Annotated in this window: 14 protein-coding genes; 12 read left to right on the forward strand and 2 right to left on the reverse strand. The window is 42.8% G+C overall.

Going from position 1 to position 17,826, the window contains the following annotated elements:
• Nucleotides 1–31: 31 nt before the first annotated feature.
• The 4 genes from PAV_RS31270 (at nucleotide 32) to PAV_RS31285 (ending at nucleotide 10,546) form a co-directional block, all read left to right on the forward strand.
• Nucleotides 32–3,019 (forward strand): DNA topoisomerase, encoded by a 2,988-nt coding sequence (locus PAV_RS31270; RefSeq protein WP_238555958.1) that lies wholly within the window; start codon nucleotides 32–34, stop codon nucleotides 3,017–3,019.
• A gap of 38 nt (nucleotides 3,020–3,057) precedes the next feature.
• The gene (locus PAV_RS31275) at nucleotides 3,058–7,686 is read left to right on the forward strand and encodes an S-layer homology domain-containing protein (RefSeq protein WP_005552554.1); all 4,629 of its coding nucleotides are present in this window, start codon (nucleotides 3,058–3,060) and stop codon (nucleotides 7,684–7,686) included.
• An 88-nt stretch (nucleotides 7,687–7,774) separates the two neighbouring features.
• A complete protein-coding gene (locus PAV_RS31280; RefSeq protein ID WP_005552555.1) occupies nucleotides 7,775–8,023 on the forward strand; it encodes a hypothetical protein in 249 nt (82 codons plus the stop codon).
• Between the two features lie 192 nt (nucleotides 8,024–8,215).
• The gene (locus PAV_RS31285) at nucleotides 8,216–10,546 is read left to right on the forward strand and encodes an ATP-binding protein (RefSeq protein WP_005552556.1); all 2,331 of its coding nucleotides are present in this window, start codon (nucleotides 8,216–8,218) and stop codon (nucleotides 10,544–10,546) included.
• Nucleotides 10,547–10,636: 90 nt separating this feature from the next.
• Here the strand turns inward: PAV_RS31285 and PAV_RS31290 are convergent, their stop codons facing one another.
• Both PAV_RS31290 and PAV_RS31295 read right to left on the reverse strand, forming a co-directional pair.
• A complete protein-coding gene (locus PAV_RS31290) occupies nucleotides 10,637–11,368 on the reverse strand; it encodes a hypothetical protein (protein WP_005552557.1) in 732 nt (243 codons plus the stop codon).
• A 258-nt stretch (nucleotides 11,369–11,626) separates the two neighbouring features.
• The gene (locus PAV_RS31295) at nucleotides 11,627–12,298 is read right to left on the reverse strand and encodes a hypothetical protein (RefSeq protein WP_005552560.1); all 672 of its coding nucleotides are present in this window, start codon (nucleotides 12,296–12,298) and stop codon (nucleotides 11,627–11,629) included.
• 711 nt (nucleotides 12,299–13,009) lie between these two features.
• Here PAV_RS31295 and PAV_RS31305 point away from each other — a divergent pair.
• The 8 genes from PAV_RS31305 (at nucleotide 13,010) to PAV_RS31340 (ending at nucleotide 17,719) form a co-directional block, all read left to right on the forward strand.
• The gene (locus tag PAV_RS31305; RefSeq protein WP_005552561.1) at nucleotides 13,010–13,849 is read left to right on the forward strand and encodes an ArdC-like ssDNA-binding domain-containing protein; all 840 of its coding nucleotides are present in this window, start codon (nucleotides 13,010–13,012) and stop codon (nucleotides 13,847–13,849) included.
• Nucleotides 13,842–14,081, forward strand: a complete 240-nt coding sequence (locus tag PAV_RS31310; protein WP_005552562.1) for a hypothetical protein — start codon at nucleotides 13,842–13,844, stop codon at nucleotides 14,079–14,081. Before PAV_RS31305 ends, PAV_RS31310 begins: the two co-directional genes overlap by 8 nt.
• A gap of 228 nt (nucleotides 14,082–14,309) precedes the next feature.
• Nucleotides 14,310–14,705 (forward strand): hypothetical protein, encoded by a 396-nt coding sequence (locus PAV_RS31315; RefSeq protein WP_005552563.1) that lies wholly within the window; start codon nucleotides 14,310–14,312, stop codon nucleotides 14,703–14,705.
• Between the two features lie 305 nt (nucleotides 14,706–15,010).
• On the forward strand, nucleotides 15,011–15,373 hold the full coding sequence (locus PAV_RS31320) for a type II toxin-antitoxin system RelE/ParE family toxin (RefSeq protein ID WP_005552564.1): 363 nt from the start codon (nucleotides 15,011–15,013) through the stop codon (nucleotides 15,371–15,373).
• A gap of 125 nt (nucleotides 15,374–15,498) precedes the next feature.
• The gene (locus tag PAV_RS31325) at nucleotides 15,499–15,792 is read left to right on the forward strand and encodes a helix-turn-helix domain-containing protein (RefSeq protein WP_005552565.1); all 294 of its coding nucleotides are present in this window, start codon (nucleotides 15,499–15,501) and stop codon (nucleotides 15,790–15,792) included.
• 719 nt (nucleotides 15,793–16,511) lie between these two features.
• Nucleotides 16,512–16,772, forward strand: a complete 261-nt coding sequence (locus PAV_RS31330; RefSeq protein WP_005552566.1) for a hypothetical protein — start codon at nucleotides 16,512–16,514, stop codon at nucleotides 16,770–16,772.
• 117 nt (nucleotides 16,773–16,889) lie between these two features.
• Nucleotides 16,890–17,087 (forward strand): hypothetical protein, encoded by a 198-nt coding sequence (locus PAV_RS31335; RefSeq protein WP_005552567.1) that lies wholly within the window; start codon nucleotides 16,890–16,892, stop codon nucleotides 17,085–17,087.
• Between the two features lie 113 nt (nucleotides 17,088–17,200).
• Nucleotides 17,201–17,719, forward strand: a complete 519-nt coding sequence (locus PAV_RS31340; protein ID WP_005552568.1) for a hypothetical protein — start codon at nucleotides 17,201–17,203, stop codon at nucleotides 17,717–17,719.
• Nucleotides 17,720–17,826 lie beyond the last annotated feature (107 nt).

Genomic DNA, 17,826 nt, shown 5'->3' on the forward strand with positions numbered 1-17,826 from the left:
ACACCAGAAGGTGAGGTAATGCAGCTTGAAGGTGATTTTAGCAGAAAAACCAGATATGGGGCACAACATTGCTGATGCCCTAGGATTAGCAAAAAAGGGAAGACACTATGACACTCTCAAGAACGGTGATGTTGTAACCTGGGCCGTTGGCCATCTAATAAAACAAAAAGAGCCCGACAGTTACCCGGAATACAAAGAGTGGAAACTAGATAATCTGCCATTTGTGCCGGATCCTGTTCTTACGGAGATTGATCCTTCGAAAGCAGAGCAGATGGAAGCAATCAAAGAACTATTAGAAAAAGCAGACCAACTAGTGATTGCGACCGATAGCGGCCGCGAGGGTGAGCATATCGGCAGAACGATCGCGGCAGCATGTGGTTATCCGGTACATATATCAGGTAAGGCTAAACGGCTTTGGATTAGTGACCTAACACCCGATACGATTAGGGCCGCTTATCGCAATATGAAGGATGCAATTGAGTACAATGATCTGGCTGCCTCGGCCCAAGTCCGGGCAGATGCAGATTTTTGGATGGGCATTACTGCTACTCGATTCTTTTCTGTTTTGGCCAAGGATCTTACTGGTGAACAAGTTTTATTGTCTGCAGGAAGAGTGCAGACTCCTACATTACGCATTGTATATGAAAGAGAAAAGGCGATAGAAACCTTTACATCAAAGCCTTTTTATGTCGTTCAAAGTACATTTAACACCATACAAGGCAGCTATCTCGGGCAATGGTTTAGGCAATCTACTGATGGTATCGTTTCTCGATTTGAGACCGCTGATGATGCCAACGAAATTGTTAACAAAGTGAAGAATAAATCAGGCTGCGTCATTCGATATGAGGAGAAAACGGTCAAGCGCTTAGCTCCAAAATTTCTTGACGAAGGTTCGTTAAAATCAGCAGCGCGAAAAGAACTTGGGTTTGGTTTGAAGAAGTCTACCGAGCTGCTTCAAAAAGTGTACGAAAAGAGATACTGCACGTATGGCCGCACAAATAGTAGATATCTGAATGAAAACGCTGCGGATCAGCTTGAAGAAAACCTAATAAAGCTCCAAGGAAAGAGCTCCTATCAGCAGCTCTTTCCTAAAAAGATTGAGAGCATCAAGCATAAAAAGCGTTTTGTGGATGATGCGAAGGTCACGGAGCATCATGCCATTGTAGTAACTGCTATGAACCCTGATGATTACAAAGACAATCCTAGATACAAATTATCTGCAGATGAAAAGAGGCTGTATGAATTAATACTACGACACACCCTAGCTGCTTTCCATCCAGAGGGAGAAGATCTAGAAACGGAAGTTATCACAGCGGTTGAAGAGGAGACGTTCTTCTCTAAAACCATAATGGTAAAAGTAGCTGGGTGGAGAGAAATCTTAAAGGTCAAAGATACAGAAGAACATGAAGTAAAGGAACAATCTACGACACCTCAACAGCAAATTCCGAGCTTGGAGAATGGGCAAGAAGCATCTGCCGATAAGGTTGATTTGGTAACAGGGAAAACAAGCAAACCTAAGAGAATGGCCGACACTGACCTTCGCAATGCGATGGAGTTTGCCGGAAACTTCGTTGATGATAGTCAGCTTGAGGAAGAGGAGTTCTTACACCTGAAGGAACACGGTATTGGAACGCCGGCTACCCGTTCAAATATTATAGAAACCTTAGTTAGGCAAAAGTACATTTCTATCGAAAAGAACCTAGTTTACTTGACCGATAAAGGTAGGAACTTTATTGAGATGGTGCTAGATCATCCGATTGCCTCCATTGAGCTAACGGGTCAATTTGAACGAAAACTGAATGAGGTATCTGAAGGCAAGCGTTCGGCCGAGGAATTGCGTCAGGAGTTTAAGGTTTTTGCGACAGACATTTTGAATCTAAAAGAAAATATTGGTGCTTTAATCAAGAGTAAGATGCAAAATTCTGCTTCATCACTTTTTAATCATGTAGAAGAGTTCGGAAGTTGCCCTGTTTGTAGTCGGGCTGTCGTTGAAACTGAGAAAGGCTATAGCTGCACGGGGTGGAAAGAAGGTTGTAAGTTTACGATTTGGAAAGAATTCCGGAAGAAGAAGCTCACAGCCAAACAGGTTCGAGCGTTATTGGAAGGGGAAGAAGTTCTCCTCAGGAGTATTCCAGCAGCCGAGGGCAAGGATCCGTATTCCATGATTTTATTCCTATCAGAAGGGAAACAAGAACATCGGTGGCCGATGGATGAGGATATGAGCATATGCGATTGTCCGAAATGCGGGAAACCTGTTGTTGAACGGAAAAGTGTATTTACATGTAGTGGTCGTGACTCCGGGTGTGATGTTTCGATATGGAAAACATATCGAAGTATTGAAATAACAGCTCGTATGGTAAAGAGTCTTTTAAAAGGAAAAGAAGTACTATTGCAAGGTGTTCAAAAGAAAGACTCAACTGAGACTTATGATATGTACTTGTATTTGAAAAACGGAAAAATTGAGTCTCGAATGCCTAGTATAGAAGATAGAACAGTCGGATCCTGTCCAACATGTGGCAAAGCAGTTACCCAAGGCGAAAAGGCATATGCATGCATAGGATGGCGCGATGGATGCACTTTTAAGATCTGGAAAGAGTTCAGAAGTATATCAATCGATACAAGAAAGGCTGCATCCTTACTTGCAGGAAAAGAAGTGCTGCTTAAAGGGATCCCCAAGAATGATAAGACCGGAACATATGACATCATTATTTTCATGAAGAATGGAAATTTAGAAACGAGGGTGCTGTCAGCTGAAGATACGTCTATTGGAACTTGTCCAATCTGTAAAAAACCTGTTCTTGAAAACGAAAAGTTTTATGGATGCAGCGGCTGGAGAACAGGTTGTAAGTTCAGACTTTCAAAAGAATTTTTAGGGCAAAACGTTCCCTTGAAACAGTTCAAGAAGTTGCTTGTGAGAGGGAAAACAGATGTTATCGAAGGATTTGTCGGCAAAAAAGGAACATTCTCTACAGCACTTGGTTATGACCGAGAAAATAACCGCTATTCATTTGTTAAATAAACCAACTGATACTACTTAACAAGTTTGGGGGAGTGAGTATGTCTCAAAAATTGCAAAGATATATTTCATTTGTGCTTATTTTTAGTCTCGTATTTATGTCGTTTCCATTTACAGTTTCGGCAGCAGCAGCGCCAACGATAACAGGCCTATATCAAACCGGTAATCATGTAAAGGTAGAATGGTCCAGCGAAATGGCTGATTCGGATGTGCTCAATAAAACGGGTTTTGAATCTGGTGAGGAGATCCCTAATATGTGGTGGGGCGGGAGAAACCCGATTGGGAATCAGAAGATCGAGGATGTGGGTGGTGGCCGAGTATTCCAACTCACCGATACCATCACAAATAGATCTGGAAACCTGGTCAATTTCCCTGATGTTGATTCTGATACAAGTATTTCTAATTTTGCAGGGAAATCAATTCCTGCAGGGACTACTGTCAGTATAAATTTTAAAGCGCGGGCAATAGGAGGAACGCAATCTTGGCTACAATTCCTTGCAGCAACAGGTTGGTTTAGCAGGGGTTATGAAACGCGAGATTATAGTGGAAACCTTGTTATATATGGGGAAACAGTTGATTACCGAAATCCACCAGCCGAGTTTTCGGCTTATACCGATCAGGGGAAAGTCAACTATCCTGATGGTTATGTTTTGGTAGTTGTCTCTTCTCGAAATACGAATTACAACTATGGTGTCATGAGGTATACCTGGATCGAGTCCAAGCAGAAATTTGTTTCACAGATTGACTCTTATCCTTGGGTTAGCCCATCTCCTCTCGGCCCAGTCGGTTTTGTCGAGTCTGATACTTTTCAGGCAGGAGAACCAGTACTGAGATATGGAGAGGAAAGCTATAGTTTCCCTGAAAGGAATATACCTAATGATGGGAATTGGATCACAATATCCTCAAATGCTGTAATCGGTAATAAACCTGATTACGATTACTTATTGAGGGGAATTAGTGCACGTTTATTTTGGAAAACGAACAGTGTTCTGCAAATTGATGATTTGAAATTTGGGTTTGCTTCTGAAGTGGAGCTACTTCGTGATGGGGCATCCATATATAGAGGATATTTGTCTGACTATGAAGACGTAAATGCCATTGACAAGACAGCACCAAATGCTCCATCCAATGTAAATGTTAATGTTGCTGGACGAAGAGCTCAGTTAAGATGGAATCCTGCTACGGCTAGTGGAACCAACTACACCTATCAACTTAAGGGTTACACAAAGAACGCTGGTGAAATACTTTCGAGTCCCAAATCGGTAACCGTTACATCTGGAATTAAAGGTTATTCGGTTGTTTTGGATACAAATCCAAATACGATACCGCCAAAAACAGTGACAACTACAGGCACGAGTCTTGAATGGCCAAGTACAATTAACGGAAATTTTTACGCCCATATCGCGACGATTAATAACCAAGGGAATATGTCGGATGTCGTACATGTGCCGTTTATAGATACGACTAAGCCGACACTTTCTGTAACGGCCAGTACCGTGGATTTGACAAAAGGACCGGTCGAACTTACTGCAACGGCTGCAGATCTACAAACTGGGGTGAAACGAATACAGCTCCCGAATGGGGAGTGGAAGAGCCAAGAGCAAGTAAAGGTGAGTGTTACCCAGAATGGGACATATACCTTTGCTGCAGAAGACAATGCGGGGAATGTAGAAACGTCGTCGATTCAAGTTAGCAACATCGACACAGAGAACCCAACCATCTCGTTTACACCGAGCAGCCGTGACTGGGCAGCCGAAGACATTCAAGTGAATATCAAATATGAGGATCTGCTATCTGGAGTGAAGCAAAAGCACTTTAAAGTTTCTTCTCGACCAGAAACGCCAAGTACGTGGGACACTGCAGCTTCCGACGAGCAAACAGTCACAATTCCAAATGAGGGAGTCTGGTACATCCATGCGAAGGCAATCGATGGAGTAGGGAATGAGACCGTGGCTACGACCAGTGCCCTTAAACTCCAAAAGCTTCCGGAAGCACCGCAGCTGAAGCCACTGACATCAGATCAAACCACAGCGTCTATGGAATGGACGCTGCCAAGTGGAACGACATATACAGACGGGTATCGATATCAGATTCAAAACGTGACGACGGGACAAAGCTGGTTGATAGATTACCCGACGAATCAATTTACGGATACAAGCCTTCACGGAGGCCAGACAGTCGAATATCAAGTGAAGGCCATCAATCACGTAGGACAGAGCGCGTATAGTGCTCCGATCACGGTTCTTACCCTTCCAGATGCTCCGGCAGCAATGCATATCGATAAGGATGAACGGAACCCAGAACGAGCTTTTGTCACCTTTGATTCCGTGCCGTCGGCATCGGAATACCGGATTGTAGCAAAGGATTTGGGTACGAAGCAAGAAGTATTTCAGACAACTGTTACAGATACAGTATATCAACCAATCAGTGGCATGCAGCCAGGAGTTAACTACGATATATCAGTATCGGCCATTAATAGTAATGGGGAAGGGCCAGCTATTCATAGCGGATACTTATCCTTACCCGATGCTCCGGACGGCTTCAGCTCCATACAAATCGGGGAGAACGAAATCGGTTTAAGCTGGAGGACGGTAACGTCGGCCACTTATTTTTCACTGGAACGACTGCCTTTTGACCTGATTTATGGGGGTGTGGATACCACCCATGTGGACACAGGACTTGAATCTGGATCCATATACGGGTACCGGGTTTCAGCAAAGAATGATACGGGATATGGGCCATACCGAGAGCTCCAAGACATCTGGACACTACCAAGCCCGGTTAGTGTGATAGAGAGTGTGTACGCAGCCACAGATCGAATTACTCTGCGATGGGATCCCGTACAGGGTGAAGAAGGGTATTTGCTTTCATTTGAAGGGAAAGAGGTCAAGCTAGCTCGAGGAACAACGCAATTTACGGTAGATGGGCTGGCTGCCGGCACGACAAGCTCCTTTACGATCAAGCCTTTTAATCGCAGTGGTGTAGGTCGAGAGAAAACGATACTGGCTACAACACTTCCGGATGCTCCTGTCAAAGTCGAAGCGGTGAACATCCAGGAACAATCGGCCCGAATTGAAATTGCTGAAGTTCCAGGAGCGACAAAATACAAAATCACGATCAATGGGAAGACGTATGAAATCAGCGATACAGTATTAGAGGTAAGGGGAATCGAAGGCGGTAACGTGTACCCCTATCAAGTGGCAGCTGGCAATAGTGCCGGCTATGGACAAGCAGTAGAGGGGGCGATTCTCACGCTGCCGGTTGCCCCGAACAATATGTCTGTGAAAGAACATAGTGCAACATCCCTTATCCTGTCATGGGACCTGGTTTCAAGCGCGGAGCATTATATTGTCAAGAACGAAGCAGGGCAAGAACTAGGAAAGACGAAAAAGCCCGAATGGAAGTTGAAGGGGCTGGAGCCAGGATCGAGTACTGTTCTTTTCGTGAAAGCCGTGAATGCAACAGGGGAAGGGAAAACCGCATCGGTGATATGGCGAACACTTCCGGACACGAGTGGGTCTGCAGCTGCAGCTATTGTTTCTAACGTGACGGAGCATGCTGCTTCTGTTTCATGGACAGCTGCAGCTGGAGCAGATGGATATCGGATTCTAGATGCTAAAAAGCAGATCGTTCTCGAAACGAAAAAAACTTCGGCTCAGCTGCAGCACCTAGAGAGTGCAGCTGCATATCGAGGGTATACGATCGTTCCGTTCAATTCTACGGGAGAGGCTGAGCAGCGGATTGGGATACCGGCATTTGTAACCTTGCCATCAAGTGAATTTGAAATTCATGTTGCAGCGGAGCAGCAGAACGAGCTGAAGCTAAGCATCGAGCACAAACTATTGAACGAGCAATTTGTCATCTCGCTGGAAGGTAAGGAAGTCTATCGGGGTCAAGAACTTGTTTACATTCAAAAAGGACTCAAGGATGCAACAACATATACCTTTGTTGTCTACACTGTAAATGAACAGGGCGATCAATCGAAAAAGAAAGAAATGCAAGGAAAAACGAAAGCAGCGGAATGGAAGCCTACTCCTGGCAGCAATGGTGGAGGCGGCGGCAGTACGACAATCGTCACTTCGAATCCGAATCCAAAGAAGGAAGAAAAGGTTGTAACGCCGCAGCCGGAAACAAAACCGGAAAAACCAATGTTTACGGATATTGATGTATGGAACAAGGATCAGATCCTAGCATTGATAGAGAAAGGGATAATAAAAGGGACGAATGCCACACACTTTGAGCCAAATCGTACTGTATCTCGAATCGAATTCGTAAGCATGATTGTAAGAGCGCTGGGACTAGAAGCAAAGGGGAAAGAGCTCACATTTACAGATACCCCAGCTGGCAGCTGGTATATTCCAGAGCTGCAAGCAGCCATTGAGCATGGGGTGGCGAAAGGGTTCAATCGCCGTGAATTCCGTCCGAATGAACTGCTTACACGAGAGCAAGCGGTTGTTATGCTGGCTAATGTGCTGGCAACAAGAACGTCGGAGGAACAGAAGGAATTTAAAGACAGTTCATTCATTGCGGCATGGGCCAAGGAAGAAGTAAATGGCCTTACTGCGAAGGAATTAGTGAAGGGTTACCCGGATGGAACATTTCGCCCTAAAGCAAAAATGACCCGAGCAGAGAGCGTGGCAATGATTTTCCGAATGCTAGAACGCAAATAGTAAACTCACGAAAATTCAATTAATGAGTTATCATTCGTTCGAATTGATCGTGATCTCTCCGTAGGGTGTCATAACATCAAAGGGAAAGTTGTATGTTCAAGCTCAAGCCATGGTTCCTTTTGAGAACGAATTAAACTTCGATGAAAATGGTATAACGGGCAAAGTAACGATCGACAATGTGGATATTTGGCTTGGAGATGATCCGGAAATATGGAAAAATGGAAAAACACTCTCAAAGAAAGGTTATGATGAGGCTTTGCAGAGAAAGGGGTATATCCCGATTCATTCGTCTATGAGGAAGCTGGCTATTCAGTGGAGTATGCCGATCGTAAGGTAAAGATCTATAAATATATGATGTTTGACCTAGGCCAGAATTTTTAATATTCTGGCCTAGTTTATAAAAAATGAATGTGAGGGTATTTCCGATACCACTGGTAGTTATCCTAACCATTCTATTTTTGTCAGCTTATACGACATGGCATAAAGAACTGATTATTCGGCGGAAGCACTAGTAAAGGAGAGAGATCCAATGATTTTACCTTTTGAGCTAGATCCTCAAATCATTCATCATATTATTCACTCTCAGGCAGGATCAATAGGGAAAGCAATTATTGAGCTAATCATGAACTCAGTGGATGCCAATGCAAAATCTGTGCAGCTTAAGCTCACAAGAGAAGGATTCAGCTGTTCCGATGATGGGGCTGGATTTGCTTCGAAAGAAGATGTCTTACGCTATTTTGGGCGTTTTGGAACCCCGCATTTAGAGGGGGATGCTACATATGGACGTTTTCGTTTAGGTCGGGGGCAGATTATGGCGCATGCCTCGACAGTTTGGATTTCTAATCAACATAAGATGATAGTCGATACAAAATCAATGGGTTATAACTATGAGCTGGAAGAGCTCCAGCAAGAACAACCAGGATGTCATATCACAGGGACTTGGTATGAACCGCTAACTGAAGGAGAGTTATTATCTTCGATCCAAGAGATACGAGACTTAATACGATATACACCAGCGGCTGTTGAGCTAAATGACAGGGTTATTACTCGGGATCCATTGCAAGAGCAATGGGACTTTGAAGATGATTATGCTTATTATCGCGTGAAAGTCGAGGGTGCGGTCTCGATTTATAATCAAGGAGTTCTTGTTCGTCATGATGCTTCACATATTTGGGGTGCGGGGGGACTTATTGTATCCAAAAAGGCAATATCATTAAATGTATCTCGAACAGAGATTCTAAGAAAGACTTGCCCTGTATGGCAAGTCATTGCAAAGCAATTTGGAGCGATGGCCGAAGAGATTGCTTCAAAGTTAGGTGACCACCGGAAAACAGAAGCAAGGCGAGAAAAATCTGCACGTTCCTTATTAGCTGGTGACGGTAAGATGTGGGATTTAATTAACAAAGAGGAAGTTGTTACGATTCTCCCTGGAAACAGGCATATTACGTTAGACTATTTCTTTAGACGAGTTCGATATGATCATCAAAATTCATTTTGTATTGTTGAAAATAATTTCGATATCCCGAAAGCTGAGACAATGGCCAAAGCTAAAATCACAATGTTCCTTCATCCTCGCACAATGGAGCGTTTTGGCGTTTACTCAGCAGAACAGTTTCTCGACTGTTTAGACCAAATTTCGGATAATTACAATCGATATTGTGAGCAGAACGATTACTCTTTCCGAAGGGATTTATTTGAATCTAGACCACAGCTTGTAGAGTTCTCAGGACTAAGTGAAGCTTTCGTCGAACGCATGCAAATACTTGAAGAGAGAGAACACTTAGACCGGGAAACGCGCAGACCGTGGACAGCTTTGCGATGGTGTCTGCAGCAATATGCAGGTGCTTGCTTACACAAAAGGCGTTATCGTAATGGGCGAGTTGCCTATGACGAAAAAACATTCACCATCTTACTAGGCTCATCGAATACGGCCGAAGCGTGGACGGATGGAGAAAGCTATATCGCATTCAACGTTGCAGTTGTCAAAAAGCTAAAGGGAGATCCGCTCAAAACGGCTGCCTACATGTTCTCCCTTTTAGAACATGAGATTGCGCATGAAGGAGACAGTATCGATGTCGGCCATGATGAAGCTTTTTATCAACGGTACCATGATATATCGGTTGAAATGAGCTCAGAGCGGCAGCGTTACATGCACATGTGGCTCATGAAATATACGACGAGCTTGGAGTATGATGGGAAAAAGGCAGCAGGTATAGCATGGAGAGAGAGACTGCTACTTGATCGGGTTGGTAATGGGCGAGAAAAGAAAGGACTAACTAGAATAGAAGATGTGAGCCAGGAGCCGGTTGTACTTGCTCACGTTCCTGCTGAGAATGTGGCCCTAATTGAATCAATCAATACAAGTTATAATAATGCAGGATTATGTCCGGAGGAACCGAACTGGGCAGAAGTGTTAGACCGTTCAAAATACAATGAAGATAAAAGCCGACAAAACAACCTGAGCGATGAAGATGAGTATTTTGATTTAATGCACGAAGAACACATGAAGGAAATGAAACTAGAAAGAGAACGTATTTGTAAGATCTTAAACATTGAATCTTCCGAATTAGCAGAGACAGCTTTTTATGATCTTTGTTATGAATCAGAAGAGAACATTAAAGCATTATGGGGTGTCAAGCCATGGGAGTTGAGAAATGAGAATGAGGAGATATTATTCGATGGGTTCCCCCATGAAGATCTTGAAGAGATGGAACAAAATCAAGATCCCCGATCACTTGTATCTGAGAAATATCATCACCTTATCAGGCCAGGTGAAACGAAATGGTCTCTAGAGCGAAATAGTGCATCTGCTGGATTCATGAGAATTGTTGACTATTTAATTTGGCGCGGTGAGGATTAAATATAAAGTTACTGTGAGCCAATATCGAATGGGTATTGCCTATATACTCTTACAGAAAAAGAGCCGCTATGCGGCTCTTTTTGTTGGCATTTAATTCGACTTCCGGTAAGGATCCCGGTAAATACTTGATGTTCCAAGACTCGTTTGGACGCGAGTACGGCGTTTATGTCCGAATGTAGTACCTTCTTTTGGCTGCGATTGAACAGGCAACCGCTTTCTCTTTTGTGTCTCTATCATGCCTGGCTTGTCCCACAGCATGCGCATACGCGCAAGCTGATATCTATCAGTAATTTCAGAGGCATTTTGGCCCCAGAAAGCTATTTTCAATTGTTCATCAGTTGGATGTTTAATCCCTTTCAGTTGCATTACTTTACGGAGTTTTTCGCAAAATTTGCGAAGGATTGAGGGGTCTGGGATTAGTAGCATAACGTCTACAACCATCGTCTGAATTGAATTGATGAGCTCATATTCATCAGCCATATTTTGAAGCATGGTTACGCCTGATTCCATATCATAAATTCCTTTTCCTAGACCAAATCGGATTATACAAGTTGAACCTACTCGAAGTTTTTCACCGGTGATGTTATTAGAAAGTACAAAATTAACTTTTAAGCCTGGAGTATTACACAGTTGACATTTTGGGGAGAAATCGTCACATGTAGAATCGATCAGCGTATCTAAATTCCACTCGCTCTTTGCATCATCGAAGGACATGGCGGCACTCTTACGCAAAAGTGAATTTTCTACGGTCAGCGTTGGTTTGCTTAATTCTGTGTCGTCCATTTTAATTTTGATTTTCTTAACGGGGCGAATATTCTTCAATAATATGTTCCTCCTGATTATAAAAGATATGAAACAAGGGGCGAATACACGTTCTTATATTATACTAGCATGAAATAATTGGAGATGCAAGCGATAAACACAATATAATGTGTTCAAAATAATTTAATACACAACATATAGATGAAACGATGTTCATGAAAATAGCAGGGATAATAGGGTATGAAGAATGAGAGGGGGACAACAAAAAAGAAACGGCAACCGAGGACAAACAATAAAGTCCTAGGCTGCCGTGCTATTTTATTCGAAATTTTCTGGCTTCCATCGTCTAGACGCTCTTTCAATTATATTTTTGAAGTTTTCTTCGCCAAACTTTTGATGAGTAGCAGCGTAAGCGTTGAGTACATCGGTAAGATTATAAATAGAGGCCTTGGAGAAGATCACAAAGTTTCCGTTTAAAATGCGAGTAACCATCCTGGCTGATTCGGGAAGACGTTTACCTTTATACTCCCCATATTCGGCATAGGCGCGATCGATATACTCGCCGGTTCTAATTTCCGTTAAATACTCACAGTGCTTTATCGATTCACGGTCTCCATTAACACCACTTGGCTTAAGGCTATCTGTTATCAGATAGAAATACGACCATTCAACTGAAGCATCCGGAAAAGATTGAAATATTAATTTGTATGGTTTTGCAATTACTACGCCACTGAGATCGAGTTCAATGCACCCTGTTTCGCTAGATTCACCACACCCCGTTAAATCTTGTCCGCCACCATCCGGCAAGAAGGTGTGATTAGCTGCTTTACTTTTTCCAATCGCATTCACAATCCTGATTATTTCAGATTTACGGGTGATTTCTCTTCTTTGCGGAATAATTGCACTATCAAAGAGCGACAGGATCAATTTCTCCCATTGCGGTAATGAAGAATCTCTAAAATCCTTATTGTGTTCCCATAAAGTACTCACTTTCCATCCCCCTTTTGGGTAAATTATAGCATTTACTTACTCATTCTTTAATGGGACGTTGCAAGCATGTCTACAACTAATCCGAGTCTAATCCATTGTCACAATCAGTGGCACAGAAGAAGGGCTGCAGCTATTCTCTATTGGATCAAATCCAAATGAAAACGGGCACGAATTCCCACCACCCACTAAAAGCCAAGCGACCGGCAAAGACCGCCGTTCCATTGGCTTTTTTGCTGCGCCCAATTGGGCTTTGCAACCGTGGGTCCCCGGTGGCGTGCAGGAGAAAAAGGCGTTGATGCCTTCCTCCTGCGTCGGAAGCCGGCGGCCTAAAGACGTGGCCCTGCCGCAGCTGGCCAGCGTACCATGACGCCCCTTTTGTCAAATGTTTGCCTGCTGAAGCAGTTTGCCATTTGACAAAAGAGTTCCACCGTTCCGGCGCCGCGCATGCGCGCCTGGCGGAACCTTGGTGGAACTATGCTTACATGGCTCTGCTGAGCCATGCGGCAAGCACACCGGCCGCTGATTCATCGAAATCAAGATTTAAGGAGTGGTCAGGATGTCTATTACACAAAAAGCAATAGCAATTTCTAAAATTCAACGTTTGCAAGCTATCCGTAATCTTAATGTTTACGGTTCGCTGGTTCTGAAATAGATTCGTGGGGCATTTGCCCCTTCTATATAACACCACAACAAGACAGGAGAGATGAATCTATGGCCAAACAGAAAGAACGAAAAGTGGAAGTATTGTTCAAACAGTTAAAAGAAGGTGTCGAGAACGTGTATTCCTCAGAAACATGGAAGGAGTTGCTTTTGTTTCAAAGTAAAATGCACGACTATAGCTTCAATAACATGATGCTTATCTATATTCAGTGTCCACATGCGACACATGTCGCGGGATACGATACATGGAGGAAACTTGGGCGACAAGTGATGTATGGTCAAACAGGCATCCGTATCATGGCACCACATACGTACACGGTAAAAGATGAGAAGACAGGCGAGGAGGAGAAAAGGACTGGTTATCATCAAACATCTGTGTTTGATATCAGCCAGACGAAAGGTAAAGATATCCCCGTAATAACGGAACTAAAAGGAGATTCCAAAAGCCTTCGGGAGTTCTATGAAATTGCGAAGTCAATCAGCAGAGTCCCGGTATCAGAAGAAAAAGTCAAAGGGGCAGTAAAGGGATATTACAGTGTTGATGGTGATTATATCGTTATTAAAAAAGGGATGGCTACAAAGCAAAAATGCAAGACGCTCATTCACGAAATGGCCCATTCGATTTTACACCGTAAGGAAGATGGCAGGAGGGATGAAATGTCGCGGAATGAACGTGAAATCGAAGCAGAGGGGACGGCATTTGTAGTGCTATCTTACTTTGGATTTGATACTAGCGAATATAGTTTCCCTTATGTCGCTGGATGGAATCCAGGGGGAGAAACGCAAGCCATTCAAAAAGCAGGCGACGTCATACAAAAGACGTCGCAGAAACTCATAGATGAGATTAATGCCAAACGGAAGAACGAAAAAGAGGAAGAAGAAGTTGCGTAAATACATGACCCGGATTGTGGTCGGGGGAATTCAAAAAAACATTGGAGGAATGAAGATGGGGAAAAATAGTGTGGTTGCGTTATGTGATATGAACCGAGCAGAATTAAGATATGAAATGGTGAGATGCAAAAAGGAATTTCAGGTTGCGCTATCTCGATATGAATTCACCCAGGCCGAAGAAATGAAAGCACGGATCAAGGAGATAGAGCAGAAACTCCAAGATGCTTCATAGGAGGAGGGGCGTTAGCCCCTCCTTATGTCTGTCCAGGTGCGGCTGCCCAAATGGTTACCCCGTCTACGACGGGCTTTCGGATTGTAAGTTGATGAGCTCTTCCTATCGTCAGAGCTCTTTCCTCAAAACTCATTCAAGAAAATGATAAAATCACAACATCATAACTTGTAGTTCTTTGCACAGAAGGGTATAATCGAACAATAATTTCCTTTTGGAGGATAAATATGTATGTATTTTCCCAGTAGAGAATCCATTGAAGCGTTATCAGTAGAGGAAAAAATCCAAAAATTAAAAGATCTTCGTATTAGCAATCAGATTGTTGAAATGGCTGCTGGATTTGGTTTTGCAAATAGCAGTAGCTATTACAATTGGCTAAGAAGAATGGGCATATATGATGACTTATGTTCAACATACCGGGTTAGGCCAAATCATGATCTCGTTACTACGAAGACATATACTAGCAAAGAGGTTATTACGGTTTCAGACGACCAGATTAATATTGAATACGATGTTCTTAAAGATGGCGCTGCTGCTGCGAAGCTCTTAGAAAAAGTTAGCCGGTATCTTGAAGATGAGAACGGTAAATTCGAGATACAGTTAATCATAAAGAAAAATAAGGGCTAAATTATAGGGGATTGTAGCAAGCCTCCCAATGTTGGGAGGCTTTTATCATTATCCATACCGTAGCTGTAGATAACCAAGTAAGACAAAGATAACGAAAGATTATGTTTAATGAGAAGTCCCCGATTTTTGTATTATTCCATATAAGCAGCAATCGCTGCTCACAACTGGACTAGTCCGAATACTTCGGAAACTGTTTCACAATCATGGATTTCAGTACACATATCTGAGTGCAATCTTGAATAAATTATAACATACATGTTATAATGGTGTTAAAATGATACCTATAATTTGAAAGGGGCATTCCGATGTACGATGTTGTGTTGTACGAAGATGCCCGTGGAGAATCTCCAATGGATCATTTCATCACTGTGCTAAATAAGAAAGCTGAGACAGATAAGAAAGCAAGGATTCTACTTAAAAAGGTATACTACACGATTGAACTACTGCAATACAAAGGCACACGAGCTGGTGAAAAGTTTACCAAACAAATTGACGGTAAGCTTTGGGAATTGCGCCCAGACGATCACAGGGTATTTTTCTTTTTATGGAATGGGAATCATATTGTTCTCTTACATGCTTTTCGGAAACAGGGGAAAAAGACACCGGATTTAGAAATTGCCAAAGCACAGGCTGAAATGAATGATTGGATAGAACGCCACGGGTGTTGAGAGGGGGGTTCCCCCTCTCCCTCATACGAGGTAGTACAAACAAATGTGGAAGGTCGGAATGGCCAAGATGATCAACATTTTACATTTTCGGAGATACTAAAACAGACAGGAGGTGTATATTTGTCATGAAGAGATGGGACGATGTGAAGAAAAGCATTTCGTCGGTCCCAGAAATTGAAAAAGAGGTACTTGAATTTACTGCTTATTTAGTTGCAAAGTTAGTTCAACGACGTCATGAACTGGGATTGACTCAAGAAGAAGTAGCTCAAAAAACAGGGCTCAAACAGTCTGCAATTGCACGAATTGAGAATGCGCGGATTGTGCCTAAAGTGGATACAATTCAAATCATAGCCAAAGCTTTAGGCCTAAGTCTAGACTTGGTTTCTAATGAAGAAGCCGCTGCATTATCGTTTGCCTAACTAATAGTTAGAACAAATCAAAAAAGTTTATATAATTAATTTGTAAAAACATTTGTTCACATATGTCAAAAGCTGGTTGTAGCTTAATAAGAATGTAGTTTACTGTATAACTTAGAGGTACCCCCAATAGCTAAAAGAAACATAAAAGAACATAAAAGAAACATAAAAGAACTTAGATAAAAAGTCGAGAAACACAATAAGAAAGGAACAGCCTACTACGTAAGGGCTGTTCTTTTTTTATGTCCCTTTTGGATTAGACTACAATTGATCAGGGAGACTTTTAGCTGAAGTGTCGAAGTAATATCTCTTACGATATGAAGTAAAGAATTTGAAAATGGGGGCACGAAACCCCACCACCCACTAAAAGCCAAGCGACCGGCAAAGACCGCCGTTCCATTGGCTTTTTTGCTGCGCCCAACTGGGCTTCGCAACCGTGGGTCCCCGGTGGCATGCAAGAGACAAAGGCATGGTTGCCTTCCTCCTTCGTCGGAAGCCGGCGGCCTAAAGACGTGGCCCTGCCGCAGCTGGTCAGCGTACCATGACGCCCCTTTTGTCAAATGTTTGCCTGCTAAAGCAGTTTGCCATTTGACAAAAGAGTTCCACCGTTCCGGCGCCGCGCATGCGCGCCTGGCGGAACCTTGGTGGAACTAGGCTTACATGGTTCTGCTGAGCCAAGCGGCAAGCACACCGGCCGCTAAAGTATAAAAGGAGGAAAGGCCATGACGCTGACGATAGTTGATATTTTCAAGAATGATGTCTCGCTTGGAGATAGGGTTTCCTTACATTTCGCAGATGAAGAAGGAAGGTATGATTATTCAGGTGAAGTCATTAGACTTAATGAAACAGCGGTTGTTTTAAAAAATACTCGTGAGATGGGACTATTTGAATCACTTGCCTATCCGCAGGTGATTCAAATAGATATAAATTCGATTTTTATATACGCTGTATTTAAACCGGATGGTTCTTCTTTTGCAAGATAAATTCGCTTGTTTTGCATCTGCTCTTTGACAATAGAATAGCTGGATTCATATATTGGAATATGCTAAAATACACTAAAAGACATCATTTTAGCATAACAATAATCTGGAGGTGGAACCATGGCCAAAGTGCTTCCGTTCCCTCACACCGGAGTTAGTGCAGCGTCAATTGCGATGCAAAACATGGAGAAACGATTAGGTGTTTCGTTTTCGGATTACATGGGCACTGGTGCTGGTCGCTCCGAGGAAACACAAAAACAGATTGATAAAGCCATGCGGAAAGAAACGTTTCAGCTGGCATCTAAACTTTCCAATTAAGAATCCACTACTTATAGTGGATTTTTTATTATGACCACATACGAACAATATGAAGTTAGTAATTTTCTTTCATTCCATATACTGATAAAACATTTCTATGGGAGGTCGAGATTATGACAGAATTTAATTTCAAAAGAGGACAAGTCTATGAAGGGAATTTTCCGGAATTGAAATATCACGATGTTCTTACGCCTAGACCTGGTTACGTTCTTCACGGGAAACACAAATTTGTGATGTTACAATCCCATGACTATCAAGGCGTTAATCCGCATTCTGTACTCGTATTGCCAATAACCTCGGCAAAGGCAGAGGTAGCCAAAGCACATAAAGAGGGGCGGAGTGTTCGAGCTTCCTATGTTCTGTTATTAAAAGAGGATTATCCATTCTTGGATCATGATTCGTATGTAAGCACGGATCAACCCGTGGCCATGAATCGGAAATGGTTTTATCCCGATTTAGTAGGGGAGCTAAAAGAAGAGAAAATGTTTGAGGTAGACTTTGCTTATATGTATTCTTGTAACTTGCAAGATGCAGTTATGGAGTACGCTACAAATTATTACTTGGAGAGGCTCAAAGCCGAGTCGGAAGCGTTTAAAGAGGTGGCGAGTGCCAGTACATTGCGTAATACATAACGTAGAAAAGGCCCTTTAAAGGGGCCTTTTTTACAATTCAGTATCTGAAAAATGCCCCCATGGATACCCGGCTAATGCCGGCTCTTGATTGTATACGTGAAGCTCAT

Source organism: Paenibacillus alvei DSM 29 (genome assembly GCF_000293805.1).
In the GTDB taxonomy this organism is placed as follows: Bacteria; Bacillota; Bacilli; order Paenibacillales; family Paenibacillaceae; genus Paenibacillus_B; species Paenibacillus_B alvei.